At 72.4% G+C, this 26,600-nt stretch carries 21 protein-coding genes; 6 read left to right on the plus strand and 15 right to left on the minus strand.

What is annotated here, in order from left to right; genetic code table 11:
• Positions 1-391: 391 nt before the first annotated feature.
• The 3 genes from ACQEV1_RS32280 to ACQEV1_RS32290 are packed head-to-tail and all read left to right on the plus strand — an operon-like array spanning position 392 to position 4,547.
• Positions 392-1,447 (plus strand): lanthionine synthetase C family protein, encoded by a 1,056-nt coding sequence (locus ACQEV1_RS32280; RefSeq protein WP_433398491.1) that lies wholly within the window; start codon positions 392-394, stop codon positions 1,445-1,447.
• A complete protein-coding gene (locus ACQEV1_RS32285; protein WP_433398493.1) occupies positions 1,447-3,399 on the plus strand; it encodes an ABC transporter ATP-binding protein in 1,953 nt (650 codons plus the stop codon). The genes ACQEV1_RS32280 and ACQEV1_RS32285 overlap by 1 nt, the downstream gene beginning before the upstream one ends.
• Positions 3,396-4,547, plus strand: a complete 1,152-nt coding sequence (locus ACQEV1_RS32290; RefSeq protein WP_433398495.1) for a JmjC domain-containing protein — start codon at positions 3,396-3,398, stop codon at positions 4,545-4,547. Before ACQEV1_RS32285 ends, ACQEV1_RS32290 begins: the two co-directional genes overlap by 4 nt.
• Here the strand turns inward: ACQEV1_RS32290 and ACQEV1_RS32295 are convergent.
• Positions 4,544-5,464: a serine protein kinase RIO gene (locus ACQEV1_RS32295; protein ID WP_433398497.1), complete on the minus strand. Its 921-nt coding sequence runs from the start codon at positions 5,462-5,464 to the stop codon at positions 4,544-4,546. The genes ACQEV1_RS32290 and ACQEV1_RS32295 overlap by 4 nt on opposite strands.
• Before the next feature lie 150 nt (positions 5,465-5,614).
• Positions 5,615-7,465 carry a hypothetical protein gene (locus tag ACQEV1_RS32300; protein ID WP_433398499.1) on the minus strand — a complete coding sequence of 617 codons (1,851 nt, stop codon included), beginning with the start codon at positions 7,463-7,465 and terminating at the stop codon, positions 5,615-5,617.
• Positions 7,466-7,577: 112 nt separating this feature from the next.
• Here ACQEV1_RS32300 and ACQEV1_RS32305 point away from each other — a divergent pair, with 112 nt between their 5' ends.
• Genes ACQEV1_RS32305 through ACQEV1_RS32315 form a run of 3 tightly spaced genes read left to right on the plus strand, consistent with a single transcriptional unit; the run spans position 7,578 to position 12,557 of the window.
• Entirely contained in the window at positions 7,578-10,946 is a 3,369-nt protein-coding gene (locus ACQEV1_RS32305) for a CHAT domain-containing protein (protein ID WP_433398501.1), read from the plus strand.
• Positions 10,943-11,533, plus strand: coding sequence for a hypothetical protein (locus ACQEV1_RS32310; RefSeq protein WP_433398503.1), 591 nt, complete (start codon positions 10,943-10,945; stop codon positions 11,531-11,533). Before ACQEV1_RS32305 ends, ACQEV1_RS32310 begins: the two co-directional genes overlap by 4 nt.
• A 4-nt stretch (positions 11,534-11,537) precedes the next feature.
• Positions 11,538-12,557: a hypothetical protein gene (locus tag ACQEV1_RS32315; protein ID WP_433398505.1), complete on the plus strand. Its 1,020-nt coding sequence runs from the start codon at positions 11,538-11,540 to the stop codon at positions 12,555-12,557.
• Between the two features lie 35 nt (positions 12,558-12,592).
• Here ACQEV1_RS32315 and ssuE read toward each other — a convergent pair whose 3' ends face one another.
• The 13 genes from ssuE to ACQEV1_RS32380 all read right to left on the minus strand — a co-directional run bounded on the left by ssuE (position 12,593) and on the right by ACQEV1_RS32380 (position 26,591).
• Positions 12,593-13,147, minus strand: a complete 555-nt coding sequence (ssuE, locus tag ACQEV1_RS32320; protein WP_433398506.1) for an NADPH-dependent FMN reductase — start codon at positions 13,145-13,147, stop codon at positions 12,593-12,595.
• A 42-nt stretch (positions 13,148-13,189) separates the two neighbouring features.
• On the minus strand, positions 13,190-13,933 hold the full coding sequence (locus tag ACQEV1_RS32325; RefSeq protein ID WP_433398508.1) for an alpha/beta hydrolase: 744 nt from the start codon (positions 13,931-13,933) through the stop codon (positions 13,190-13,192).
• Positions 13,930-15,111, minus strand: coding sequence for an acyl-CoA dehydrogenase family protein (locus ACQEV1_RS32330; protein WP_433398510.1), 1,182 nt, complete (start codon positions 15,109-15,111; stop codon positions 13,930-13,932). Before ACQEV1_RS32330 ends, ACQEV1_RS32325 begins: the two co-directional genes overlap by 4 nt.
• Positions 15,111-17,186: a molybdopterin dinucleotide binding domain-containing protein gene (locus ACQEV1_RS32335; RefSeq protein WP_433398512.1), complete on the minus strand. Its 2,076-nt coding sequence runs from the start codon at positions 17,184-17,186 to the stop codon at positions 15,111-15,113. The genes ACQEV1_RS32330 and ACQEV1_RS32335 overlap by 1 nt, the downstream gene beginning before the upstream one ends.
• A gap of 4 nt (positions 17,187-17,190) precedes the next feature.
• Positions 17,191-18,255 carry an LLM class flavin-dependent oxidoreductase gene (locus ACQEV1_RS32340; RefSeq protein WP_433398514.1) on the minus strand — a complete coding sequence of 355 codons (1,065 nt, stop codon included), beginning with the start codon at positions 18,253-18,255 and terminating at the stop codon, positions 17,191-17,193.
• A 13-nt stretch (positions 18,256-18,268) separates the two neighbouring features.
• Positions 18,269-19,345 (minus strand): LLM class flavin-dependent oxidoreductase, encoded by a 1,077-nt coding sequence (locus ACQEV1_RS32345; protein ID WP_433398516.1) that lies wholly within the window; start codon positions 19,343-19,345, stop codon positions 18,269-18,271.
• The gene (locus ACQEV1_RS32350) at positions 19,342-20,397 is read right to left on the minus strand and encodes an ABC transporter ATP-binding protein (RefSeq protein WP_433398518.1); all 1,056 of its coding nucleotides are present in this window, start codon (positions 20,395-20,397) and stop codon (positions 19,342-19,344) included. The genes ACQEV1_RS32345 and ACQEV1_RS32350 overlap by 4 nt, the downstream gene beginning before the upstream one ends.
• Positions 20,394-21,398, minus strand: a complete 1,005-nt coding sequence (locus ACQEV1_RS32355; protein WP_433398520.1) for an ABC transporter ATP-binding protein — start codon at positions 21,396-21,398, stop codon at positions 20,394-20,396. Before ACQEV1_RS32355 ends, ACQEV1_RS32350 begins: the two co-directional genes overlap by 4 nt.
• Entirely contained in the window at positions 21,376-22,269 is an 894-nt protein-coding gene (locus ACQEV1_RS32360) for an ABC transporter permease (protein ID WP_433398522.1), read from the minus strand. Before ACQEV1_RS32360 ends, ACQEV1_RS32355 begins: the two co-directional genes overlap by 23 nt.
• Positions 22,270-22,271: 2 nt before the next feature.
• The gene (locus ACQEV1_RS32365) at positions 22,272-23,285 is read right to left on the minus strand and encodes an ABC transporter permease (protein WP_433398524.1); all 1,014 of its coding nucleotides are present in this window, start codon (positions 23,283-23,285) and stop codon (positions 22,272-22,274) included.
• Between the two features lie 22 nt (positions 23,286-23,307).
• Positions 23,308-24,849, minus strand: a complete 1,542-nt coding sequence (locus tag ACQEV1_RS32370) for an ABC transporter substrate-binding protein (protein ID WP_433398527.1) — start codon at positions 24,847-24,849, stop codon at positions 23,308-23,310.
• Positions 24,850-25,272: 423 nt separating this feature from the next.
• Positions 25,273-26,172: a DsbA family oxidoreductase gene (locus tag ACQEV1_RS32375; protein WP_433398530.1), complete on the minus strand. Its 900-nt coding sequence runs from the start codon at positions 26,170-26,172 to the stop codon at positions 25,273-25,275.
• A complete protein-coding gene (locus ACQEV1_RS32380; protein ID WP_285572325.1) occupies positions 26,169-26,591 on the minus strand; it encodes a cupin domain-containing protein in 423 nt (140 codons plus the stop codon). The genes ACQEV1_RS32375 and ACQEV1_RS32380 overlap by 4 nt, the downstream gene beginning before the upstream one ends.
• Positions 26,592-26,600: the final 9 nt, after the last annotated feature.

Consider the following 26,600-nt stretch of genomic DNA (forward strand, 5'->3'; position numbering starts at 1 on the left):
CAGAAGGTACCAGCGCGATTAGGCGAAAAGGCGCGATTTCGCGACGTCAGCGATCGGTAAGCGCACCATGGCAGACTCTCCGCGCGCCGCCGAACCTGCGGCGTTCTTCATTACAGAAGGGATTACATATGCCCCCGGTCGCATCTCCGGATGTGGATGAGAGCATCTTCGACCTGGACATCGAATTGCTGATGGAATCGGACTCCGTCACGCCGATTCAGTCGTGCAGCGGCAGTGAGAACACCTGCGGCACGCAGGTGTCCTGGAGCGGTACCTGCACCGGGACGCAGGACTGCGGCACCTGCAGCCCCACGTACGGCGCCATGGCCCCCGGCATGTGCATTTGATCGATCCCGCTCGGCGAGCCGCCGCCCGACGAATCGCAGGCGACGTGGCGGCTCGCCTTGCCCTGCGGGGAACGCATGACGGCACGGCACGGCCGGACCACGCCGGATGCGCGCAGCTCTACGCGGCACTGCACGGGCTCGAGCCCGAGGCGGGCTGGGACGAGATCGGCCATCGGTTCCTGCGGAGCGGGCTCACGACGGCCGGACCGGCCGGGCTGTTCAACCGCGGCCTCGCCGGCCTCGGTGTGGCCGCCGCGCTCCTGAAAGGCGGGACCGGCCGCTACGGGAACCTCTTGGCGAAGGTGGACGGGGCGATCGCTCTGGTGGAGAACCATGACCTCATCGAGGGGGTCACGGGCGTCGGGGTCTATCTGCTGATGCGGCCGCTGCCGTCGAAACGGCAGGCCGTGGTCCGGTCGCTGGCGAAGGCCGCCGACGGCGACCCGCCGTTCCACGTGCCGCCGCACCGGGTCCCGCAGGCCTGGTCCCTGCCCCGTGGCTACGCCGACTGCGGCCTGGCCCATGGCGCCGCGGGCCCGCTGGCGCTCCTCGCCCTGCTCAGCGAGGAACACGCCGATGTTCCCGCCGGTACGATCGCGCGGATCGCGGACTGGCTGCGGGACGCGGCGCACACCGACGAGTGGGGCATCGCGTGGCCCGCCGGCATCGCGGGCCGAGACCGGCTGCCGTCGCCGCGCCGGGCGTCGTGGTGCTACGGCGTCCCCGGGATCGCCCGCGCCCTCTGGCTCGCCGGGCGGGCCCTGGACGAGCCGGGCTACCAGGAACTCGCCCGTGAGGCGATGGCGGCGCTGCTCGACCATCCGGAGGCCTGGGGCATCGGCGACTCGCCGAACCTCTGTCACGGGCTCGGCGGGTTGCTACTGGTCACGGCGGCCTTCGCGGCCGACGACCCGCGGTTCGCGGCGCCCGCGAGAGAACTGCTCGACCGGATCCTCGGCGCCTTCGACCCGGACCTGCCGCTCGGCTTCGACACCGACGGCCCGGGCCTGCTGACCGGGGCGGCGGGTGTCGCGCTGACGCTGCTGACGGTGACCGGGGACCGCCCGGATCCGGCCGCTCGCCCGTTCCTGGTGGCGTGATGGGACGGCATCGCGCCGGCGCGGCGCTCGAGGAGACCCGCGACGAGCTCTTCGGCTCCGGCATCCGCCTTGCCCTCGGCCAGCTCCGTCACGAGGGGGCCGGACTGCGGGTCGGCTTCTTCACGATGGCCCGTGAGCTCCCGCGGCTGCTGGCCGTCACGGTCCGGCTGGGGCGGACGGCCGCCCCCGGTGCGCTCGCCGCGATCGTGACCGCCGAACTCATCGGGGGCGTCGCGACCGTCGTGACGCTGATGGCGACGTACCGTGTCCTCGTGCCGCTGATGGCCGGCGGCCCGTCCCGGGAGCGGCTGCTCGCCGCCGCGCCCGCGTTGATCGCGATCGCCCTGGCCGCCGGGACGGCCAGCGCCATGCGGGCGGGCAGCAAGGCCGCGGCGAGCCGCCTCGGCCCGCGCGCCGAACGCCTGGCGTACACGCGGCTGCTGGAGCGGGCCGCGAAGGTGGAACTCGCCGCCCTGGAGGACGCCGGCTTCCACAACCTGCTCGGGGCGGCCCGCCAGGGCACCCGGGCGACCAGGGTCGTGATCACGAACGCGATCGCGCTCCTCACGGGCCTGACCAACCTGGTGGCCTCCGCCGGGGTTCTCACGGTGCTGCACCCGGTCCTCCTGCCGTTGCTCCTGGCGACGATCGCGCCGAAGGGCTGGAGCGCCGTACGGGCCGCGCGGGCGCGGTTCGCCTCGGCCAAGCGCTACATGGACCTGACACGTCAGCTCGAAGTCCTGGGCGACCTGCTCAGCAGCCCGAACACCGGCCCGGAGATCCGGGCGCACGGTGCGGCGCCGTACCTGCTCGCGCACTACGACCGGTTGTCGTCGGTGGCCGAGGAGGAGCAGGAACGGCTGGGCCGGGCCGAGGCGCGCGGTGTCCTGGCCGGTGACGCGTTGTCGGGTCTGGCGAGCATGGCGACCTACGCCGCCCTCGGCGCGCTCCTCCTCATGGGGACCGTCCCGCTCGCGGTGGCCGGGGCGGCGGTGATGGCCATCCGCACCGGCCGGACCAGCCTGATCGGCCTGATCATGTCGACCAACCAGATGTACGAGCAGGGACTGTTCGTCCTCGAATGGGAACGGGCGTGCACGGAGGCGGAGGAGCGCGCCATGCACACCGGCGAGCTGGCGCTTCCGCCGGGGCCGGTGGAGATCCGCGCCCGGAACCTCAGCTTCGTCTATCCGCACAAGACGCGGCCCGCGCTGGACGGCGTCGACGTCGTGATCCGGCCGGGCGAGATCGTGGCGCTCGTCGGGGAGAACGGTTCGGGCAAGAGCACCCTGGCCAAGCTGCTCTCCGGCCTCTACCTGCCCAGCGGCGGGCAGGTGACCTGGGGCGGGACGCCCATCGAGCTGCTGGACCGGCAGAGCGTCTTCGAGCGGATCGCCCTGGCCGCCCAGGACTTCCCACGCTGGCCCTTCACCGCGCGCGTCAACCTGGCCATCGGGCGTACCGACCACGCCCGCGACCGCGACCGCCTGTGGTGGGCGGGGCTGGCCAGCGGCGCCGACATGGTGGCCGCGTCGCTGCCCGACGGCTGGGAAACCCTGCTGGCCCGGGAGTTCATGGGGGGCACCGAGCTGTCCGGCGGCCAGTGGCAGCGCCTCGGCCTGGGCCGCGCGTGGTTCCGCGACGCGCCCGTTCTCGTCTTCGACGAGCCGACCTCCGCCCTCGATCCCCGGGCGGAGACGGAGATCTTCGCCAAGGTCGGAACCCTGGCCGCGGACGGCCGGACGGTCATCCTCATCACGCACCGGCTGGCCTCCGTACGCCGCGTGGACCGGATCTACGTCCTGCGGCAGGGAAAGGTCATCGAGCACGGCACGCACGAGAGCCTGATGGCCGACGACGGCACCTACGCCGAGATGTACCGGCTGCAGGCCGACCAGTACGTCGACACGCCGGCCTCCACCGCCGACGACAAGAAGGAGTTCTCGCAGTGACGGCACTCTCCACCCTCGTCGGAGACGTCGACGAATTCTTCTCCCGGCACCTCGGAAGGACGGCGCTCCACCGGCCCGGCGCCGCGTCGGAGCTGCCGAACCTGATCTCGGTCGAGGACATCGACCGGGTCCTCACCGGCAGCGCGCTCCGGACGCCCGGCGTCCGGATCGCCAAGGACGGGGCGGTCATCCCGGCGGACCGGTACGTGTCGAAGTCGACGCTCGGGTACGCGGACCTCGGCGACGTCGTCGACCCGGTCAAGGCCGTCCGGCTCTTCCGCGGCGGCGCGACCATCGTGCTGGGCACGGTCAACCTGCTGCTGCCGCACCTGCACGAGCTCTGCAAGGACATCGAGACCGACCTCGGGCATCCGGTGGACGCGAACGTCTACGCGGCGCCGCCGCACGCGCGGGCCTTCGAGGTCCACTGCGACGCCCAGGACATCATCATCGTCCAGATCCACGGCGGTAAGCGGTGGGAGCTGTTCGACGCGATCGTGCCGAATCCCGGCGGCGGAAAGGTCCTCACCGACCTGGGCGCCTCGTCGTCACTGTACGAACTGCGGGAGGGCGACGTCCTCTACGTGCCCCGCGGCATGCCTCACCTGGTGCGCACGGCCGACTCGTCGTCGATCCACCTCACGATCAGCATCAACACCATGACCTGGGCCGACCTGCTCCGCGGCATGACGCAGGAGATCCTCCGGTCCGACGCCTTCGCCGGCGCGCTCCCCCTGGGGCGCGACGTCGCCGAACGGGTCGCGCCGATGGTCGGGAAGTACGCGGGCCTGCTCTCGGCGGCGCTGATCGACCGCGCCGCCCCGGACTCCGTTCACCGGATCATCTACGGCCGGACCGCCTTCGCCGACGGGCTCGGCACCGGCCTCTTCCGGCAGGCGCTGCTCGACGAACCGATCGCCCTGTCGGATCCGATCTCCCTGCGCCCCGGGACCTGGCCGGTGTTCACCGGCGACGGACGGCTGACGACCGGGACCGGCGAACTCCGCCTGCCCCGGGAGATCGCCGAGACGTGCCGCCGCCTGCACGACGGGCCACTGAAGGTGGCCGAGCTCTCCCCCACGCCGGAAGAGGCACTCAAGATCGCGGACACGCTCGTCAAGCTGGGCCTCTGCACGACGGGGATCTAGAACACCATCGCGAGCAGATCGGCGAACAGTTCCTGCTCATCGACCTCCAGGCCGCGGTTGGTGAACCAGCCGGCCATGTTGTGGCAGTCGCGCATCAGGAAGTCCATCCCCTTGGGGTTGCCGACGATGTCGACCACCTGTGGGAGGTCGATCATCACGATGCGCTCCCCCTGGGCGAGGACGTTGTACGGCGACAGGTCGCCGTGCGCCAGCCCGGCGCGGGCCAGCTCACGCATCCCGTCGCGGAGCTGCTCGAAGTACCGGCCGAGCAGTTCCTTCGTCGGCCGGACCTGGGCGAGTCGTGGCGCGGCACCGCCCTCGCCGTCGTCGATGAACTCCATCAGCAGCTCGGTGCCGTCCACCTGCACGGGATACGGCACCGGAACGCCGGCCTTCCAGAGCCGGTTGAGGGCATCCCATTCGGCGTACGCCCACTGACCGGCCGCGACACTGCGCCCGTGCGCGGTCTTCTTCGCCATCGCCCGGCTGTCCCGGCTGTTGCGGGTACGGCGGCCTTCGGCGTACGCCGTACTGCGGTGGAAGGACCGGTGTTCCTCCGTGCGGTACCGCTTCGCGGCCAGCAGCGAGGACTTCGCCGGGTTGTCGCCGATGGCTTCGACGGCCCGTTCGAGCAGGAAGACGTCCGCTTCCTTACCGGTTTTGAGGATGCCGAGCTCGGTGTCGATCGCGGCCTGTTCCGTCACGACCCACGAGGGGCGTGGTTCCGGGCCGCGACAGCCGCGCTCGACGTCCGGCCAGGTGGTCCACCGCTGATCCGGCCCCAGCTCCTCGTCGATCGAGTGGAACTCGAAGACGTACGCGTCGGCCGGATCTGGTTCGCCTTCACCGCTGGTGGAGTCGGCCCAGCGGGAGTCGAGGTCGGAGGAGGTATCGATGAGTTCGTACTCGGAAGACAACGGGAGTGCTCCTGAACGGTGAGGTGGGACTGACGCGGACATGCCGCAGCACAGTGATGGCCATTCGTCAGCCCTCCTTAGGTCCAGGCAGCGCTCGCCGCCGCTCGATCATCCGAGGATGCCCGCCGTACCAGGAACCTCGCAACGTATTTACCGCAGTCGCCCTGAGCCGCGAGTCCTGGGCCGGTTGCGCCGACTCGCGGAGTCAACCAGATCCGCCGCGCCGTTTCGCGCCTGGTCCAGCAGTTCCAGCAGGGCGATCCGGAATGAGCGGCCCCACACAGGAGCGCCCGGGTCCCGGCGTAAGGACACGAGGAGGACGGCGTCGTCCAGCGATGGACCGGGCGAAGGCTCGCACCGCTCGATGGCCGCCCGCGCGATCGTGGTGACGTACTCGATCGCCGGGTCGCCTGCGACGGGCCCCGGGATCGTCTCCAGGTCGCGGCCCGCCGATCCTGGTCGGGCGAGGTGCGCGGCGGAGATATAGGCCGCCGCGGCTGTGGTCAGCGCCGCCCTGTGCGTCGCGCCGATCCTCCGGTACAGATCGCCGGCGTTCCGCAATTCTCCGTAGGCCTTCGGCCAGTGCTCGGCGTACGCGAGGACCATCCCCGTGGCATAGGCGACGTCGGCTCGGGTGTTCCGCTGGGCCTTGCGGAGGGTCTCCAGGTGCTCGCGGGGATAACGCGGGACGACCTGCTCGTCCACCAGGTCCAGGGCGCGTGTGGCGAGGTCCGCCCAGACCAGGGCGGCTGCCCCGGACAGCGGTCGCCGGAGCCCGGGGGCCCTGACGAGATAGTCCTGTCCGGTGATCATCTCGCCGCGGGCCGATCGCACGGCGAAACTCGCGTAGGTGCGCACCAGCAGGTGATCGGGCTTGCCCGGACGTCTCAGAAAGGCGTCGTACTGCCAGGGACGAAGCTGGTAGGTCCACTTCTCGAGGGGCCAACCGGCCGTCCTCGCGGCCCATGCGGCGTTCGCGTGGTCGGGTCGAGGCCTTCGCCGTCCCACCGCGGCCGCCGCGGCCTCCGCCGTCACGAGCAGCGTCGCGGCGACGATCCGTCCGTGCCCCGGTTGGAAGGCCACTCCCAAGGCGAAGGGAAAGACGGCCGCGGCGAGTGGCAGCCTGACGAGCAGCGCCCCCGCCTGCCACCATCCGCGACCGTGGACATAGCCCAGGTGGGCGAGTGCGGCGATCACGGCGAGGATCAGGCCGCCGGCCACGCCCGGCAACGAGAGCGACCACAGATGTGCCAGCCACCCACCGAACGGACTCGCGGCGACCGCCGCGGCGACCAGGACGGACGCGGTCAGGGCTCCCGTCTGGATGTGCCGGAAGGTTCGTGGCAGCGGAGCCGCGGACCAGAGGGTGCCGGCGAGTTGCCCGGTGACCATCACCGCTGCCGTCCACCGCAGGATCTGGTCGGTGACGGTGGCGCCGGGCATGGGCAAGGCCGCGACGGCTACGACGGGGAGCGCCGCGACGGCCGCCAGGACGGCCTGCCAGAACCGGTCCAGCAGTGTGGGTGGGGCGAGGTCGGCCGTCTGCCGGGAGAGAGCCCGCATCTGCTGGACGCCGGTCCTCCAGAAGTCCGGATCGGTGTGGACCACTCGAATCAGGTACGCGGCGGCGGCGGGAAGGACGAAACCGGTGAAGAGCCGGTCGTCGGGCGTCACGAGTCCGAAGACGACAGCGGCGCCGAGCACGGCCTCAGCCCCTTTGGCCAGACCCAGCGCCAGTCCGACGACGATCAGCGCTCCGACTCCGACCAGCTCCGCGGCGACATCGAGCGGCCAGTGCGACAGCCACATCAGCGGCGCCCACACGACGACCGAGAGCGCCGCGGACAGTTCGAGCTGCAGTAGCGGAGGCATCGCCGAGAAAAGGTCGAGAAGGGTGTTCTCCTCCCGTGCGCTCCGGAACGCGATGCGGCGCCGGAGCACCACGCACTCGATACAGGTCGCCACCACGAGGAGCTTGAGGACGAGGGGAATCGTGGACATCAGGCCGCCCCTGTCGAAGACGCCTGCCGCGGACACGTACGCCCGTCGTACCGCAAAGACCGCCACCGGGCAAGGAGTGTTCTCACCGACCCCGGCCTGGCATGATGACTCAGTGGCCACCCCCGGAGGCCGCCTCGGGATGGCGGCCCGGTTCATCCGCCTGAGCGCCTGCGGAGTCGCGGTCACGCCCTTGGTCATCGCCGTCGTCGCGCAGCTCCGAGAACCGAGCCCGACCAGGTTGGCCTTACTGCTCCTGGCCGTGTGCGTGCTCGTATCGGCGACTGTCCGGTACCGGATCACGGCCGTCGTCACCCGAAGAACGCGCACCCGCATCCTCTTACTGGAGGTTCTGGGCGGTCTCCTCGCCCTCCTGTTCGCGGTGCCGGTGGCCGGGCCGCTGGCAGATCTCTGGGACGGCCATCCGGCGCTGGTCGGTGACGCGTGGTGGCTGGCGCCCGCGCTGATTCTTCTCCCTCCGGTGATCGCGAGCTCTGTCCTGCGTCGGATCCCCGTCCTGAACCTCGTCCCTCTTCTGTCCATGGTCTTCCTCGACAAGGGGATCTTCTTCCTCGCCGCCGCGGAGTACAGCGGCGGCCACGGCCTCGTGTGGTTCGCCTGCTGGCTGGTCCCCAGCGAGATGGCCCTGATGCTGTACCTGACATTCGTGAATCGCGGCCCCGAATGGGAGTACCGGCGTCAGGACGCGGTCGGCTTCATCGGCGCCTCCGACGACGAGCGTGACCACATCGTCGAGGCGTGGTTGGCGGACTCGGTGGTCCGCCGCGTCGCCCGTCACCGAGCCCCGAACCTGGCGTTCATCGGCACCCTGTGCTCCCAGGCGGAATCGGCGGTCATGGGCGGCCAGACCGGAACCCCCGACCTCGTCATCGGCCCGGACGACTGGCTCGACCACGCCGTCGGCTTGGTCGCCCGTGCGCGTCTCCTCATCTCGGACGCAGGCGACGAGCCCACGCGGCGCGCCGTGGACCTGGCCCTGGCCCTCTGCGCGAACACCCGATCCGGTGCGTTCCAGTACGCGAACCGCCTCGACGAGGGATTCGCCGCCCGCCAGGAGGCGCTGCGGATCTGGCGCGAGTACGGCTTGAACGACTTGTGGGCCATGAAGGCCTCCGATTACGCCGCCGCGGCCCGTCAGCAGAAGGAGTCCATCGTCGCGGCGTCTCCCGAGGAGATACTCGCAGGTCTCCTGCCACTGCTGGACAGGCGGCTCAGCCCGGCGATGCGCCAGTGGGTGCTGCTGGCGGCGGCGGTCTGCCATTCTTCGCTGAACGAGCACGACGTCGCGAACGAGCTTTACGCCCGATATCGCCAGATCCGCCCCTCCGTCTTGAATCTTCTGTGGCGTTTGAACCGCGATCGACGCGTGGCCGGGTTCGCCCCGATGAACCGGGTGACGTACCGCGTGGTCGACGCCTCCAAGACGGCCATCGCGATGTCCGCGATCGGGCTGTGGCCGATGGAGGAGATCGACGATGAGGCCGCCGGGCTCGGCCCCATGATCACGACTCTCGGCTGGAAGCACGAGGAGTCGCAGGCCCTGGTGGAAGAGGGGAAGCGCCTGTGGTTCCTCGGCCGGTTCCGCGCCGCGGCAGAGGCCCTTGAGCAGGCATCCGCGGTCCTCGAACGCGACCGGCAGCTGACGCACGCCTATACGGTCTCCCTTCAGCTGGGCATGGCGCAGCGGGCGGTCGACCCGGTCGGCGCGGTGCGGAACCTGGGCCGTGCGCTGTCGCTCAGGGAAGAGGCTCGCGTCCTGGCCCTCGACGCGGATCTCCGGATGCGGATCGGAGGTGCCACCGAACCGCTCTATGAGCGGCTGCTGTCCTTGCTGGCCTCGGCGGAGCGGCGGCCGGACCCGGCATGGCCGGACCTGCCCGCCGCCGTCGCGTTCGAGCTCGCCGAGCGGGCCCGCTCGCGCGCCATGCTGGAGTTGCTCGCCGGGAACCTGCCCGAGCTGGATGCCGCCCCCTACCATGACCTGGTCGGACGCGAGCGGCGACTCCTCGCCGAAGCACGGCGGTCCTCGGTCGGAGCGGTGTCCGAGGAGGCACTGGCGGAGGTACGGGAGGCGAGGTCCCGGCTGGAGGACCTCTGGCGCGAGATGGCCGAGGTCGGCGCGGACGGCGCCGAGTACGCGCAGCTCCGCCGCGCCGACGCGATCACCTATGAAGAGGTGCGGGGAATGCTGCCCGCGGACGTCCTGCTCGCCGAGTACTTCGTGGGCGAGGACAGCACGCTGCTCTTCCTCGCCCGCGCCGACCTGCTCCAGCCCCGTCTCGAGGAGATCCCGCTGGGACGGAGCCAGATCCGTACCCTGATCGAGGACGTCTTCGGCCACGCCCAGCCCGCCCGGACGCTGCGGTCCCGCGAACCCGCCGACTGGGTGGAACCGCTCAGCCAGCTCATCGAGCCGATCCGGCGGATGAGCGAACCGCGCGACCTCGTGTGGATCGTCCCGCACGACCTTCTGCACCTGGTGCCCATGCACGCCTTACACGTCGACGAAGGCCCGCTCGCCGACCGCAACGCCGTCTGCTACGCGCCGAGCGCAGCCGTCATGCGGCACTGCCGGGCGAAGGCACGGCCAGGTAGCCGTCGAGTCCTCCTGTACGCCGACACCCGCGCGGACCTGCCGCTGGTACATGCGAGGGAGCAGGCGACCTCGATCGCCGGGCTGTTCGCCGCCGACACGGTCCTGCGCAGCGGAGCGGACGCCACGATCGACGCACTGGAGGGTGACCTCGGTTCCGGTGGCCCGGCGCGCGTCCTCCACTTCGCCTGCCACGGCCGGTTCGACCCGGAGCACCCGCTCAGGTCGGCGATCCTCATGGCGCCCGGCGCCGATGGCGACGGCGTGCTGACCGCCGAACGCATCATGGCGATGCCCCTGCCCGCCGGCCTGATCACGCTGAGCGCCTGCGAGAGCGGCGTCAGCGGACGGCGCCTGGGCGACGAGCTCATCGGCCTGGCCCGATCGCTCATCTACGCCGGTGCGGCGAGCGTCCTCGTCTCCCTGTGGGCGGTCGACGACCTGTCGACGAGCCTGCTGATGCGAGGCTTCTACTCCGGTCTCGTCGAAGGGCGGAGCCGAGCCGAGGCGCTGAGCCTGGCACAGCGGCGGCTTCGCGCGACCTCCCTCGCCGATGTCATCGACTACTGTTCCGAGGCCGTGGCGACCGCCCACGACACGATGCCGTCCAGCGTCCGGCTCCTACTGGAGCGGAACATCGCCGACGCCCGCTACCGGGCCGGCGACTACGTCGCGGCGTGCGCCGACTACGAGCGCCTGGCCGACGCGGTTCCGCCCGGACTTTCCGAGCACCGGCGGTTGACGGCGGCCGTGGCCCGTAGCCGGGCGGCCTCCCGGTACCGGGAGGCCGCCTCCCCGGACTATCTGCTGACCCCGTACGCCCACCCCTACTACTGGGCGCCGTTCGTGCTGATCGGAGACTGGCGATGACGACGGGGAACCACGACGACACCCTGCTGTCGCGAGCGACGGGCTCCTTCATGCTGCTGGAGGCGTCGTCGACGCCCGCGAGCGCGCTGGAGGTCCTCGGCTCCCGTGACTTCGGCATCGTCGTCACCGGCGGAGATCCGGTCGCGGTCGTGACAGGGGCCGGCCTGCGGTCCGCGCTCGATGAAGGGATCTCCCCACTGTCCTCGGCGGCGCTCCCGCCGGCGGTCGTCGCCGACGAGGATCTGACCTTCACCGAGTTCGCCGACTCTCCCGGCGTCACCTTCCTCGAACTCGGTCCCCCGGCCATCGTGCTGACGGGCGGCGGAGCCGTCACCGCCGTGCTCCCGGTGAGCGAACTCTTCGCCTTTCTCGGCTCTGGTGCCTACGATCCCCCGCCCGACGAGATGGGCGTGCACGGAGCCAACGACGACGGCCGGCTGCACGGCCCCCCGCGCACGCCGTCGGCCCGGGTGCGATGCCGCGCTGACGGATGCCTGTTCGTCAACGACCTCGACTACTTCGATCCCCGGCATCCTCCACCATGCACGAATCCCGGCCTGCCACCCCACCGGCTGCGGATGAGGTAGGGACATGCTCGGCCAGCTCGGCAAGGACACATTCGGCCTGCTCGACCGCAGGTTCGTCATGAACGCGTTCCTGCCCGCCCTGATCCTCGTCGGATCGGTCGCGATCCTGGCGATGGTCTGGTGGAACGGGGCCGCGACCTCGAGCCGCACCTGGGACCGGCTCACCCCCACGGCCAAAGGCCTGGTCATCACGGGCGTCGTGCTGCTGGCCGGAGTGCTCGCCAACGTCGTCGCCGCCCACACCTCCACGCTGATCAGCTGGTACGAAGGCCACTGGAGGTCACCGATCGGCCTCCGGGTCGCGAAGGCGGGCCGCCGCTGGCACCGCCGGAGACTCGAACGCCTCGACCCCGCCGATCCGGCCGACTACGAGCGCATCCACCACACCTATCCGCTGCCGAGCCGGCCCGATGACGTCCAGGCGACGCGGCTGGGCAACATCCTGCGCAACGCCGAGCTCTACCCCTACGACCGGTACGGCATCGACGCGGCGATCGTCTGGCCGCGGCTCCACCCGCTCCTGCCGCCCGAGCTCACCGCGCCTCTTTCGGCGGCCAAGGCCGATCTCGAGTTCCAGCTGGTCGTCTCGACACTGTCGGCGGTCTTCTCCGTGATCGCAGGAGTCCTCGCCCTGGCAGCGGGCGAATCCCCAGGGGTCTTCCTGGCCTGCTACTGGGGCGGCGGCCTGCTGGCGTGGGCCGCCTACGTCGGCGCGCTCCGTTCCGCACGCCTGTACGGGATGCGGGTCAAGGTCGCCTTCGACCTGTACCGCGGCGCACTCCTCGACCGGCTGGACCCGTCGGAGCCCGACCGCGGCGAGGAACGCTGGCGAAGGCTGGCACTGTGGTGGTACCGCGGCCTGCCGCCCGACGCCGACCTCCTCGACGAGGACCTCCCCGCCTCTCCGGCCGCCGGAACGACCACCGCCCGTCGCCGGCTGCGCCTCCCGGCCATCCCGTTGACGGGGTGGATCGCTCTCGCGGCACTCTGCACGGGCCTTCTGGCACTCACGTTCCTGCCCTGATCTCGCGGTGTGCCGAACCGCTTTCAGGCGGGCGCTCAGCCGGCGGCGGCGAGTCGTGGGACGGCGCCGACCTCGGCGGAGAAGTGGTCGACCAGGCGGGCGAGTGCCTCTTCGGTGCCGGCCTCGACGCTCGTGCTCCCGTCTTCGTGGGCGGTGATGTGGCGGTCCAGGACGAACCAGCCCTGGACGATGTGCCGTGCGCCCATGGAGGACAGGACGGGGCGCAGGGCATAGTCGATGGCCAGGACGTGGGCCGTGCTGCCGCCCGTGGCCAGCGGCAGGATGGTCTTGCCGGTGAGCGCGTACTGCGGGAGCAGGTCCAGCAGCGACTTGAGCAGGCCCGAGTAGGCCGCCTTGTAGACGGGGGTGCCGATGACGACGCCGTCGGCCTGCTCGAACAGCTCGGTGGCCGCGACGATCGCCGGATGCCCGAAGTCCGCGCCGAGCAGCGCCTCGCTCGGCAGGCCGCGTACCTCCAACGGCGTCACCTGGTGGCCCTGGGCCGCCAGCCGGGCCGCCACGTGATCGAGGAGCCGGGCGGTACGGGAGGTGACGGACGGGCTTCCGGAGACGGACAGAATGCTGGCCATGGTGACCTCACCTCACGGTGGAGAGGGGAACGGGACGCGTACTCAGCTGAGGGGCTCGACGACCACGGCGGGGCCGCGGTCCGGGCCGGAGCGCAGGCGTTCGAGCCACTGCACGACGTGGGCGGCGACGCTGCGGTGGTCGAGGTCGTTGAGGACGTCGTGTCGTCCTCCCCGGACGATTCCCAGCTCGGCGGCGGGCAGCCGGGCGGCGATCGAGCGTGCGGTCGCCGGTGGGGTGACCGGGTCGGCGTCGCCGTGCAGGAGGAGTACGGGCAGGCTGATCCGGTCCAGCGGGAGCTCGGCGGACAGCAGCGCCGGCGGCGGCGGTGCGGACAGCGAGCCGCGGACGAACCGGATGTCGTCGGTGAGGCGTTGCCGGTGCGTGGGGCAGGCGGTGCGCGCCTCGAGTTCGTCCGTCCATGAGGACTGGGGCGTCGTCCCGAAGGCGGCGAGCCCGGCGATGATGACGCCGTCCGGTGGGCGACTCCGCGCGGCGGCCACGGCGAGGGCCTGGAGGGCGCCGGTGTCCGAGCCGGCCAGCACGATCGGCCCGGCCGAGGTCGCGGCGACCTCGTCCACCAGCCGGGCGAGGGTGTCCAGGTCGTCGCCGGGGGTGCTGTCGGCGGCATGGACGGCGTAGGCGTCGGCGGAGAGCCGGCGGCCCAGCCGCTCGTAGACGCCTCCGTGCTCGCCGCGGCCGGGGAACAGCAGGACGGTGCCGCGCTGGTGGAGCTCGCCGGCGGGGAGCCAGGAGCGGACGGTGGGCAGGGTGGCGGGTTCGGTCATGGCCGGTTCCTCAGCTCTTCCGAGTCGGCGCGGGCGAGCGCGGTACGGCCCGCCGCGGCGGTGATGACGTCGTCCTGTGGGGTGTGGACCCGGGCGCACAGCACGTCCCGGTAGTGCCGTTGCAGGGGGTTGTTCCTGGTCAGGCCGTTGTTGCCGACGAGAGCCACGGCCTGTTCGACGGCGGTGATCGCCGCGCGGGTGCCGAGCAGCTTGGCGGTCTCGGCGTGGCCCTCGGGCAGGTCGCCCTCGTCGTAGCGGCAGGCCAGGGCGTCGACGAGGTCGTTCGCGCCGGTGAGCGCGGTCTCGATCTCGCCGACCGCGGTCTGGAACCGCGGCAGGGTCGCCAGCGGCGCGCCGAGCGAGGTGGGGACCCGCTCGTGCAGGAACCGTACGAGCCAGTCCCGCGCGGCCCCGGCGACGCCGAGGTAGAGGGCGGTGAGGCCGAGGGAGTTCCAGGCGGCCTGGTCGCCGCCTCGTCCCGGTCCGGGTTCGGCGAGGTTCGCCACGGAGCCGAGGGGCACCGGCACGTCGGTGAGGATCACGTCGTCGCTGCGGCTGGCGCGCAGCCCCAGGTGGTCCCAGGTCGGCTCGATGACGATTCCCGGGCTGCCGGCGCGTACGAGGAACGAGCCGACGCGCGCGGGTTCGTCGTCGGTGCGGGCCCAGACCGCCATCCAGCTCAGGCCGACCGCGCCGGTGGAGAAGATCTTCCGTCCGGTGAGGGACCAGTGGTCGCCGTCGCGCCGGGCCGTCGTGGCGGGCAGGCCGCCGCGCGCCGGCGTGCCGAGGTCCGGCTCCACCCGCAGCCCGTTGACGAGCGCCGGACCGGGCGTGGCCAGGAGTTCCCGGTAGACCGGCTCGGGCCAGGCGCCGCCGCGCGCCTGCAGCGCATGGATGAACAGCGTCATCGCGGTGACCAGGGCGACCGACGGGTCACCCGCGCCGAGTCCGCGCAGGATCCGTACGGTCTCGGCGAGGCCGGCGCCGGCGCCGCCGAAGTCCGTGCCGACGGTCGCGGTGAGGAGGCCGGCGTCGTGCACGGCGGCGACCCCCTCGAACGGGAAGGACCCGTCGCGGTCGTGCTCGTCGGCGCGGGCCGCGAGCGCGGCGACGACGTCGGCCAGCCGCTCGGGCGCGTACGGCGGCGGTGCCGTGTCCGGCGGCGCGTCGGTGGGCATCAGCGTCTCCTCTTCCTGATCGGGGGCGGCCGGAGAACGGTCAGCGGCGGTGGGTCACCGGCGTACCGCTCGACCTGGACGAGCGCGTGCTGGCCGGTGCAGCCCTGGGACAGCTCCGAGCTGGGCACGTCGGCGGTGAGGACGTTGGGGTTGCCGTGGACGCACAGTGCCCCGTGCGGGTCGTACCAGGCGCCCGTGGCGAGCCGGACGACTCCGGGCCGGATGCGTTCGCTCAGCACCGCTCCGGCGAGGCAGGCGCCGCGGTCGTTGAAGACCCGGACGAGGTCGCCGGGGGCGATGCCGCGGGCCGCGGCGTCATCGGGATGCATGGTCAGGGGCTCCCGGCCGGCGACCTTGCTACCCCGGCTGACCTCGCCGACGTCGAGCTGGCTGTGCAGCCGGGTGGCCGGTTGGTCGGCGATCAGGTGCAGCGGGTGGCGGGCTGCCGCCGGTGCGCCGAGCCACTCGTCGGGCTCCAGCCAGACCGGGTGGCCGGGGCAGTAGGGCAGGCCGAAGCCCGCCACCACCTCCGAGGCGATCTCGATCCGGCCGCTCGGCGTGCTCAGCGGCGCGCCCGCGGGGTCGGCCCGGAACCGTTCGAACAGCGTGAAGCGGCGGGGGCCCGGCGGCAGCCGCAGCTCCCCGTCCGCCCAGAAGCGCTCGAACGACGGCTGCTCCTCGTTCCGCCAGGAGGTGTAGAGGTGCTCGATCCACTGGCGGGCGGTCCGCCCCTCGGTGAACCGGTCGCCGAAGCCCAGCCGGCCGGCCAGGGCGGCCAGGATCGCGTAGTCGTCGCGGGCCTGGCCGAGCCGGATCTCGTGATAGGTGTGGGTGGCGCCGTCGTAGCGGAAGGGCTCGCCGGGGTGCAGCAGCATGTCGGCGACGCGGGCCACCGGGATGAAGGCGCCTACGGGGTTGGGCACCGCCGGCGGTCCCGGCAGCCGCACCCGCGGCCCGTCGTCGCCGACGTCGCCCATCGAGCCGTAGCCGTGGCCGAACCCGCCGCCCGGCAACCCGATCCCGCCGAGCATCGCGGCGAGCGCCAGCCCTGCCCAGACCGGCTGCTCGCCGTGCTGGACGCGCTGCAACGACCAGGTGACGGTGACCGGGGTCCGCGACGCGGCCATCCGGCGCGCCAGCGCCACGATGTCGGCGGACGCGATCCCGCACCGTGCCGACGCCCACGCGGCGTCCTTGACCACTCCGTCGGCGCGGCCGAGCAGGTACCGCTCGAACGCCTCGAAACCGGTGCAGTACCGGTCGAGGAACGCACGGTCGTGCAGGTCCTCGGCGAGCAGGGTGTGCGCCAGGCCCAGCATGAGCGCCACGTCGGTGGCCGGGACGATCGGGTACCAGGTGGCGTCGAGCCCCTCGGGCAGGTCGTCGCGGAGCGGGCTGACCAGCGCGACCCGTACCCCGGCCGCGGCGAGGGCGGCCAGCCGGGCCGCGGTGCGGTGCCGCGTCACCCCGCCGGGCACGACGTGCACGTTCTTGGCCGGCATCCCGCCGAACGCCACGATGAGTTCGGTGGCGTCCTCGATGGTCTGCCAGCTGGAGGCGCACCGCAGGACCGCGTCGACGTCGCCCACCAGGTGCGGCAGCAGCACCAGTGAGGTGCCGAGGCTGTAGGAGTTGCGCGATCCGGTGTAGCCGCCGAACATCGCCAGGAACCGGTGCAGCCGGCTCTGCGCGTGGTGGAAGCGGCCCGCGCTCGCCCAGCCGTAGGAGCCGCCGTAGACGGCTTCGTTGCCGTAGACGGCTTCGTTGCCGTACCGGTCGCGGACCCGCGCCAGTTCGGCGGCCAGCAGGTCCAGGGCCTCGTCCCAGCCGACCTCGACGAACTCCTCGGCGCCCCGCCGGTCGCTGGGGCCGGGCCCGTGATCGAGCCAGCCCCGGCGTATCGCCGGCGCGCTCACCCGCGTCGGGTGCGCGAGGGCGCCGGCGACGTTGCCGAGGAGCGGCGACGGGTCGGGGTCGCGCGGGTGCGGCAGCACGGCGACGGAACCGTCCTCGTGCCGCCGCACCCGGTACGCGCCCCAGTGGGACGTGGTGGGCGAGATGGTGGGCAGGGTCACCGGATCAGACCAGCGCCGCGGCGTTCGCGCGCAGCAGCGGTACCAGGCGCCGGCCCCAGTCGACCACGTCCTCCAGTGGGTCGAAGCCGCGGATCAGGATGGTGTCGACGCCCACCCGCCGGTAGCCGTCGAGCGCGTCCGCGACCTGCTCCGCCGTGCCGACCAGCGCGGTGGAGTTGCCGCCCGGCCCGGTGAGCGCGGTGATGCCGTACCAGAGCCGCTCGTCGTGGCGTTCGCTCTCGGCCGCCTGCCGTTGCAGCCGGGCGGAGCCCACCGAGGTGGACATGCGGTACGGGTGGGACGCGCCGGCCCGCTCGGCGGTGAGCGCGCGGATGCGTTCGGCCCGCTCCCACGCCGCGTCCTCCGTGTCGGCGATGATCGGCCTGATCGACAGGCTGAACCGCAGGGTACGGCCGTGCGCGGCGGCGGCCTCACGCAGCGCGGCGATCCGCTCGGCGACCTGCCGCCTCGGCTCGCCCCACAGCATGTAGACGTCGGCGTGCTCGGCGCCGACCTCGATCGCGGCGGGCGAGGCGCCGCCGAAGTACAGCGGGATGCCGTCGGGCGTGGCCGGCCGGACCGTGCTGAAGGCGCCCTCCACCCGGTAGAACTCGCCGCCGTGGTCGAACGGCTCGTCCGCGCTCCAGACGCGCCGCAGCAGGCTCATGAACTCGGCCGTCCGCGCGTACCGCCGGTCGTGGTCGGCGAAGTCGCCGTCGCGTTTCTGGTCCGCCTCGTCACCGCCGCTGATGTGGTGGATCGCGACCCGTCCGCCGCCGGTCAGCTGGTCCAGGGTGGCCAGCTTGCGGGCGACCAGGGTCGGCGCGACGAAGCCGGGCCGGTGCGCGATCAGCACCTTGAGCCTGGTCGTGGCGTTCAGCACGTGCGCGGCGACGGCGAACCCGTCCGCGCCGGTCGCGCCGTACCCGATGAGGACGCGGTCGAACCCGGCAGTCTCGTGGGCCTGGGCGAACCTCGTCAGATAGTCGGCGTCGATGGTGCCGTAGTGGTCGCCGTGCGTCTCGGACGCGTCCCGCGTCCCGACCATGCCGAGGAGTTCGAAGGTCATGTCCGCTCTCTTTCTAGGCGGGGATGCCGGTCAGGGCCTGGGCGCGCACCAGGCGGATGAGGTTTCCGTAGTCGGTGGCGTCGGCGAGCGGGGTGAACCCGCGGATGAGCAGGGTGCCGACGCCGAGGTTGACGTAGTCGAGCAGCGACTCGGCGACCTGTTCGTAGCTGCCGACCAGGGCGGTGGAGTTCCCGGCCGCGCCGGTCTCCTTGGCGATCGCGGTCCACAGCCGTTCGTCGTGCACCTCCGCCTGGGCGGCGAAGTCCAGGAGCCGCCTGCTGCCCTGCTGGGCGGACCCGTCGATGTTGAAGGTCTTCTTCAGCTCGCCGGCCCGTTCCCGGGTGAGCCGGAGGATCTCGCGTGCGCGCTCCCATGCCTCGGCCTCGGTCGCGGCCGGGATGGGCCGCAGGCTGACGCTGAACCGCGGGTCGCGGCCGTGCGGCGCCGCGGCGGCGCGCACCTCGGCGATGCGTTCGGCGATCCCGGCCAGCGGCTCGCCCCAGAACGCGTACACGTCGGCGTGTTTCCCGCCGACCCGTACCGCGTCCGCGGAGGCGCCGCCGAAGTAGACCGGGATCCGGCCGTCCGGGCGTACGGGCGTGAAGCCGCCGCGCACCTGGTAGAACTCCCCGTCGTAGTCGAACGGCGCGGTGGACTCCCACTCCAGGCGCAGCACGTCGAGGAACTCGTCCGTACGCCGGTAGCGGGTCGGCTTGTCGGTGATGTCGCCGTCCCTGGCCTGGTCCGCGTCGTCGCCGCCGGTGATGACGTGCAGCGCGACCCGGCCGGGGTGGAAGGCGTCGAGGGTGGCGAACTTGCGCGCCGCCAGCGTCGGCGCCACGAAGCCGGGCCGGTGTGCCAGCAGCACGCCGAGCCGGTCGGTTCCGGTGAGCACCTGGTCGGCGATGATGAAGCCGTCCGGGCTGGCCGAGGAGTGGGCGACCAGCACCCGGTCGAACCCGGCGTCCTCGTGCGCCCCGGCGAGCGCCCGCAGGTAGTCCGCGTCCACCACCGGGCCGTCGGGCACGGTCTCGATCTCGGTCTCGGTGTGCTTCTGGGTGGCGGCTATTCCGATGAACTCGATGCTCATCCCGTTGTTCCTCTCGTCGGCCCGACCAGGTCGGACCAGGTGTCGGCGTGGTGGCAGGCCACGGCCCGGCCATCCGCCCGCGCTTCGCGCCGCGGTTCGACGGCGCACTCCTCGGTGGCGAACGGGCACAGCGACGCGTAGCGGCACCCGTCGCGGTGCCGCCACGGCTCCCGGTCGCGGGCGGGACGCAGGCTCGCGGCGGGCCGGCCGAGCGGGCGTTCGCCGATGCTCGGGGCGGAGGCGACCAGCAGGGCGGTGTACGGGTGGCGAGGGTCGCCGAACACCTCACCGACCGGGCCCTGCTCCACCAGCCGGCCGCCGAACAGCACCGCGACCCGGTCCACCACCCCGGCCAGCGAGGTCAGATCGTGGGAGATCATGACGATCGCGACGCCGAGCTCACGGCGCAGCCGGTCCAGCAACAGCAGGACGCGGTTGCGGCTGGAGGCGTCCAGAGCGCTGACCGGCTCGTCGCACAGCAGCAGCTTCGGACGCACCGCGATGGCCCGCGCCAGGGCGACCCGCTGCCGCTGCCCGCCGGAGATCTGGCCGGGCCGCCGGGAGCCGAGCGAGGGGTCCAGGCCGACGCGGATCAGCGCCTCGTCCACGCGTTCGGCCTGCTCGGCCCGCGTGAGGCCGCCGGCGACGGCCAGTCCCTCGCCGGTGATCGCCGCCACGGTCAGGTCCGGGTCGAGCGAGCGCAGCGGATCCTGGAAGACCAGCTGGATGCCGCCGGAACGGCGGAATCCGCGCAGCCGTCGTCCGCGCAGCGCCGTCACCTCCGTGCCGTCGAAGGTGACGCGTCCGGCGTCCGCCGGGACGAGGCCCACCACGGCGCGGACCAGCGTCGTCTTACCCGAGCCGGTCTCGCCGACCACGCCGACGACCTCTCCGGGCCGCACGCTCAGGCTCACCCCGGACAGCACCCGGCCGGACCGGCGGCCGTACGACACCCCGAGCCCGTCGACCTCCAGCAGGCTGATGGGTCCTCCTGCGCCGGAGGAGAGGCCACGGACGCTGTGTTCGTCGATTCGCTCACTGCGTTCGCTCATGATTCCTCCTCGACGCGTACGCACCGGGCCGCGCGGTTCTCGCCCGGCGACCGCAGCGTCACCGGGCCGGCCGTGCACCGGTCCTCGGCGTACGCGCAGCGATCGGCGAAGCGACAGCCGGGCGGCTTCGCGCCGGTCGGCGGCGGCTGCCCGGGAAGCACCTCGGCCGAGCCGGGCTCGGCGAGCCGCAGCAACGCCTCGGTGTACGGGTGGGCCGGTGACCGCAAGACCTGGGCGGTCGGCCCGGACTCCACCAGCTCGCCGGCGTAGAACACCAGCACCCGGTCGCAGCTCTCGGCGACCACGGCGAGGTCGTGGGTGACCAGCAGCAGCGACAGGCCGCTCTCGGCCCGCAGCCGGGCGAGCAGGTCCAGCACCTCGGCCTGGATCACCACGTCCAGCGCGGTGGTGGCCTCATCGGCGATCAGCAGGTCGGGCTCGCCGCCGATCGCGATCGCGATCAGGACCCGCTGGAGCATGCCGCCGGACAGCTCGTCGGGGTACCGGTGGTAGACCGTGGCCGGGTCGCGCAGGCCCACCGAGTCGAGCAGCTCGACCGCCCGGGTCCGTGCCCGCGCCCGGGGCAGGCCGGCGGCGACCTGCAGCGACTCGGCGAGCTGGCGGCCCACCGTGATCGACGGGTTGAGGTAGGACGCGGGGTCCTGGAAGACCGCGCCGAGGGCCCGGCCGCGTACGCCGTCCCACTGGCGGCGCGTCAGCCCGGTCAGCTCGACCCCGCCGAGGTCGATGGTCCCGGCGCCGACGGCGCATCCCTTGGGCAGGACGCCCAGGATCGACCGGCAGGTCAGCGTCTTGCCGCTCCCGGACTCGCCGACCAGGCCGACGGCCTCGCCGCGCTGGACGGTGAACGAGACGTCGTGGACGGCCTCCCGGCTGCCGTCGCCGACCGTGACGTGCAGGCCGTCGACGCGAAGCAGCGGTGCGGCCGGTACGGCGGTCCGGGGCTCGGCCTTGGTCTCAGCGGACGGGGACGGCGGCATCGGGCACCTCCTGAACAGGGTCGGCCGTTCCGGCCGCGGTGGGCGAGGCGTCCAGGGGCAGGTCGGCGCTGTCGCTCACCGCGTCGGCGACGGCGTTCAGCGCGCCCACCGTGATCATGATCGCGAGGGCGGGGATGAACGGCGCCCACGGCTGCTGGGCCAGGAAGCCCAGGTCGTCCGCGAGCATCCCGCCCCAGGTGGGCGCCGGCGGCTGCACCCCGATGCCGAGGAAGCTCAGCGACTGCACGGCGAGCAGGCACTCGGCACCGGCCTGGGCGGCGGTGACCGCGATGGTCGGCAGGATCTTGCTCCACAGGTGGGTGCGCAGGATCCACAGCCGGCCGGCGCCGAACAGCTCGGCCGCCTCCACGTACTGGGCGCGCAGCAGCGTGAGCGACGCGGCCCGGCTCACCCGGAAGAAGACCGGGGAGTACAGCAGCCCGATCGCGATCATCGCCTGGGCCAGGCCGTTGCCGAGCACGCCGACGACGGCGACCACGAACACGACGTACGGCAGGGTCTGCAGCGCGTCGATGAAGCGCAGCGACGTCCACTCGTAGCCGCGCCCCAGCCACAGCGAGCCGACCCCGAGGGCGACGCCGACCACGAGCGCCGCGCCGACGGCCTCCAGTGTCGCGACGAGGGACGAGCCGGTGCCGGCGACGAGGCGGCTGAGCACGTCCCGGCCGAGGCTGTCGGTGCCGAGGAGGTGACCGGCGGTGGGTCCGGACAGCAGGTGACGCGAGTCCTGGGCCAGCGGGTCGAGGGGGGCGAGCCGGTGACCGAAGACCGCGGCCACCGCGACCACGACCAGGACGACCGCCGACAGGCGGGCCGACCGCAGCCGCAGGGCACGACGCAGGGTGAGCACGGCTACCTCCTCGCCTGCGGGGTGAACCGGGCGAGCAGGGCGCCGAGGACCAGGTTGCACAGCAGCACGGTGGCCACGGTCACCAGCAGCGTCCCCTGGATCACCGGGATGTCGTGCCGCTCCGCCGACTGGAGCGTCAGCAGCGCGACGCCCGGCAGGTTGAAGATCCGCTCGGTGGGCACCGAGCCGCTGAGCAGCAGGGGCACGCCCACCGTCAGGATCCCGAGTGCCGGTCCCGCGGCGTTGCGCAGCGCGTGCCGCAGGAGGACCCGCCGCCGCGACAGGCCGCGCACGGTCGCCCCGACGACGTAGTTCTCCCGCAACGTGCCGACCAGGGAGGTCCGGAGCTGCCGGGCGATGCCGGCCGCCAGGTTCAGGCTGAGCGCGAACGACGGCATGAGCAGGCACCGGAACCACTGGACCGGATCGGTGGTGAGGCTCACGTATCCGCCGGCCGGCAGGATCCGCAGCGTCGCGGAGAAGATCACGATCAGCACGATGCCGATGACGAACCCGGGGATCGTGCCCAGCACCGAGCAGACCGCGGTGACGGAGCGGTCCAGCCGTCCGCCGCCGTTCAGCGCCGCGGCGATCCCGGCCGTACCGCCGATCAGCACCGCGAACAGGGCGGCCAGCCCGGTGATGCCCAGGTCCACCGGCAGCGCCTGGCGGATGCTGCCGGCGACCGGGATGGAGGTGAAGTAGGAGGTGCCGAGGTCGCCGGTGAAGGCGTGGCCCAGCCAGCTCGCGTACTGCACCAGCAGTGGCCGGTCCAGCCCGAACTGGTGGTTCATCCGGGCGATGTCCGCCGGGGTGGCGGTCTCCCCCAGCACGGCCGCGGCCGGGTTGCTCTTGGACAGCGCGCCGAGCGCGTAGGTCCCGAACGAGGTGATGAGGAAGACCGTGGCCGTGGTGACCGCCATCCGCAGCACCTTGCGCGCCCAGCCGGACAGCCGCCGGGACGCGGCGGCCGCGTCGGGAAGGGCCGGCCGCGCCGCCGCGGTCACGGCGCTCATCGGGTACTCCGATCCGGGGCGTTCACGCGGCCGTGACCCCCTCGAACCGCTGGACGACCGTGGCCTTCGGCAGCGCCGACACCGACTTGGCATGCGCCAGGATCCGCGGTGTCGTGTAGAGGAACACGTTGGGCATCGTGCGTACGGCGGCGCTGGTCGCGGCCCGCACCACCTCCGGGTACCTCGGGTCCTCCAGCGGCGTCTGGACGATCTTCTGGACCGCCGCGGTCAGTTCCGGGGACGTGGTGCGGCCGGGGTTCATCAGGCCTTCGGCGCCGAACAGCACCTGGAAGGCCTGGGCGGTCGAGTCACGGCCGGCGAACCCGTCCACGGCCAGGGCCTTGTCGTGCTGGATGTAGATGATCTGGGTGGCCTGGGACTCCGGGATCGTCTCGATGGCCGGCTTGAACCCGACCGCCTGAAGCTGGGCCTGAAGCTGCTGCGCGAGGGTGCCGGGACTCGACGCGGTGATCGTGACCCGCGTTCCCGCACCGTACTTGGACGCGGCCAGCAGCGCGCGGGCCTTGGCCGGGTTGTAGGCGTAGATGCCCTCCAGCCCGGGGTCGTAGCCGACGTAGCCCTTGGGGAACGGCTGGTAGGAGACCTCGCCGATGCCGAACTGCTGGGTCTTCAGCAGAGCCGCGCGGTCCACCGCGTACTTCAGGGCGAGCACCACGTTCGGGTCGTCGAACGGCGCCTTGGTGACGTTGACGTCCAGGACCGCGACCACCAGTGAGGGGATCACCTGGACCTCGAGCCCGGCGGCCTTCGCCGCGGCGACCTGGCTGCCCGGGATCTGGGCGACGTTGTAGCGGCCGGACCGCAGACCGGCGATCACCGTGGCGGCGTCCGGCAGCGGGAACAGCTGGAAGTTCTCCGTCTTGATGTTCGCGGCGTCCCAGTAGCCGGGGTTGCGCTTGAGGGTCGCCTGCGAGTTCTCCACATAGGAGGTCAGCGTGTACGGGCCGGCGCCGGCCGGCTTGGTGGCCAGTCCCGCGGCGTCGCCCTCGAACGCGGCCGGGTTGACCACCATTCCGGTCTTTCCGGCGAACAGGCTGGGAATCTGGTAGTTCGGGGCCTTCAGTTCGAGGACGACGGTCGTGGCGTCCGGCGCGCTGACGGTCTTGATGTCGACGAGTTGCGCGGCGATGAGCGACTTGGGCGCGTCGCGTCCGCGCTCGATGCTCTTCTTCACCGCGGTGGCGTCCAGCGCCGTACCGTCGCTGAACTTCAGGCCGGACCGGAGCTTGAATGTGACACGGCCGCCCTTGTCGCCGTACTTCCACGACTCGGCGAGGGCCGGCACCGCGTTGCCCTGCTCGTCGTGCTTGGTGAGTCCGGCGTACACGAGCGAGAGAGCGTGGACGTCCCAGCCCGCCGAAGACGTCACCGGATCCCATGACGTGGGCAGGTCCCAGCCCCACTTGAGCGTGTCGGCCGTCGTCCCGCCGGCGCCGGCCACGCCGCCGGAACCGCAGGCGGCGGCGAGCAGCAGCGACGAGCCGGTGGCGAGACCGAGTCCCAGGAAGGAACGTCTGCTGGGTTCGGAGAGAGCGGTGTTCATGGGGGGTCGAGTCCACCTTTCGTGAACGGTCGTGATCACCCGAGAGGTGGCAGGCTCGTGGGCGTCGGGCATGGCGATTCACCGGAACGGCGCGGGGCGCGTGTCCGTGAGTTCGGGGAGATCAGGAGAAGGTGACCGGCTCGGCGCTGGGACGGTCACGCGGGAAGGTCGCGGCGGCGGTCCTGATGGAGACGGTCTGCGGCGACGGTCGCGCGGGCAGGGGCTCAGGCGACGGTGGCGGCCCCGATGCCGGCGCCTACCGACACAGGGCGCTGGACGTGAGCCGGTAGTCGACGAAGCGGCAGACCACACCCGGATGCGTCGAAGTCATGCCCCTATCGTCACCGCGAGCGCTAATCCTGTCAATAGATACCTAAATATGTCTTTTGCCGTACGGAGCGTTCGACCTGACGGAGACGCTGGTCAGCCGCGGAGCACCGGGTGGGTGGCCGCCTCGGACGGGTGCAGCCAGACCGGCCCGCCCACGCCGTCGACCCGTACGGCGCCGGGTGGCGGATCGGTCGATCCGGCGAGCAGGACCAGATCCGGCCCGGTCAGACTGCGGTGGCGGTCGAGGAGCTCCGACGCGCTGCGGCGCGGAGCCGTGAGGCGCACACCGGGCGCCACGCGTTCGGCGGCCTCCACGTACTCGTCCAGCTCGCGCCAGCCGGGGACCACCGCGCGTCCGGCGGGACCGGTGAACACCAGCGTCGGCAGGGCGAACCGGTACCGCTGGCCGGCCTCCTTCGCCCGGCCCGGATGCGGGCCCGGCCCCGCGACGGTGAGGACCTCCGGGAACGGGTCCCGTGTCTCCGCCCAGTCGCGGCGGACCACGGAGCGCACCTCCTCGGAGGCGAGATCGCGGGAGAGCCGGGCGTGGTCCAGCCCCGGAACTCCCGTGACGGCGTCGAGCACGGTCTCGGCGCGGTCGGCGGGCGCGCCCAGCAGGAAGGTGGTCTCCCGCAGCCGGCGCAGGACCGGCTCGGCCACCTCGGCGCCCTGCGCCTCGGCGGCCCTGGCCGCGAGCGAGGACGGCCAGCTGCTCCGCGCCACCCACCGCAGGCGCGGCGCGTACGGGGCCGCCGTATGCGCGGCGATGTCCGCGATGTACCGCTGATACCAGGCGGCCTCCGCGTCGGGGTCCGGCGCCGGATCGTCGTCATCGTCGAACAGGATCCCGAAGACCCGGCGCCACCTCGCGCGGTGACCGTCCGGGCCGGTCAGCGCGGCGCGGAGCCAGCGGAACTTCGGCTCCGAGCCCCAGGCCCACGGGCACGCCGGGTCGGTGAACTCCACCACGGTCAACGGACCGCCGGCGGTCATGGGCGCTCGACCGGCGCCCACAGACTCGGCAGGTTCACCACGACGCCCTCCTGGCTGGTACGCGAGATCACCACGACCGCTTCCGTGTCGCCGGGGTTCTCCTCGCGATGGGGGGCGTACGGCGGAACGAAGATGAAGTCGCCGGGCTCGGTCTCCAGCCGTACCTCGTCCTCCCCGTCGGCGAAGACGAACACCGGATTGCCCGACACGACGTAGATCGAGGTCTCCGTCTCACCGTGATGGTGGTCGCCGGAGTTCGTGGCGGGCGCCACCAGGGTCTTGCCGGTCCAGAGCTTCGACGAGCCCACCGTCTTGCCGGAGATCGCCTCCAGCCGCGTCATGCCGGAGGTCTGACTCGTCTCACCGGTCAGGTCCACGCCGCGGATGTGCCGCAGTTCGCCATGCCAGTCGTCTGCCACCAGATGCCT

It is taken from the genome of Actinoallomurus sp. CA-142502, assembly GCF_050936355.1.
Classification (GTDB): Bacteria; Actinomycetota; Actinomycetes; order Streptosporangiales; family Streptosporangiaceae; genus Actinoallomurus; species Actinoallomurus iriomotensis.

Coding starts and splice junctions, on each gene's coding strand:
- ssuE (WP_433398506.1), bottom strand. CDS start 13,147: ATGGCCAGCATTCTGTCCGTCTCCGGAAGCCCGTCCGTCACCTCCCGT.
- ACQEV1_RS32350 (WP_433398518.1), bottom strand. CDS start 20,397: ATGAGCGAACGCAGTGAGCGAATCGACGAACACAGCGTCCGTGGCCTC.
- ACQEV1_RS32375 (WP_433398530.1), bottom strand. CDS start 26,172: ATGACCGCCGGCGGTCCGTTGACCGTGGTGGAGTTCACCGACCCGGCG.
- ACQEV1_RS32310 (WP_433398503.1), top strand. CDS start 10,943: ATGACGACGGGGAACCACGACGACACCCTGCTGTCGCGAGCGACGGGC.
- ACQEV1_RS32340 (WP_433398514.1), bottom strand. CDS start 18,255: ATGACCTTCGAACTCCTCGGCATGGTCGGGACGCGGGACGCGTCCGAG.
- ACQEV1_RS32300 (WP_433398499.1), bottom strand. CDS start 7,465: ATGTCCACGATTCCCCTCGTCCTCAAGCTCCTCGTGGTGGCGACCTGT.
- ACQEV1_RS32330 (WP_433398510.1), bottom strand. CDS start 15,111: ATGCCCACCGACGCGCCGCCGGACACGGCACCGCCGCCGTACGCGCCC.
- ACQEV1_RS32355 (WP_433398520.1), bottom strand. CDS start 21,398: ATGCCGCCGTCCCCGTCCGCTGAGACCAAGGCCGAGCCCCGGACCGCC.
- ACQEV1_RS32285 (WP_433398493.1), top strand. CDS start 1,447: ATGGGACGGCATCGCGCCGGCGCGGCGCTCGAGGAGACCCGCGACGAG.
- ACQEV1_RS32325 (WP_433398508.1), bottom strand. CDS start 13,933: ATGACCGAACCCGCCACCCTGCCCACCGTCCGCTCCTGGCTCCCCGCC.
- ACQEV1_RS32315 (WP_433398505.1), top strand. CDS start 11,538: ATGCTCGGCCAGCTCGGCAAGGACACATTCGGCCTGCTCGACCGCAGG.
- ACQEV1_RS32365 (WP_433398524.1), bottom strand. CDS start 23,285: ATGAGCGCCGTGACCGCGGCGGCGCGGCCGGCCCTTCCCGACGCGGCC.
- ACQEV1_RS32370 (WP_433398527.1), bottom strand. CDS start 24,849: ATGAACACCGCTCTCTCCGAACCCAGCAGACGTTCCTTCCTGGGACTC.
- ACQEV1_RS32345 (WP_433398516.1), bottom strand. CDS start 19,345: ATGAGCATCGAGTTCATCGGAATAGCCGCCACCCAGAAGCACACCGAG.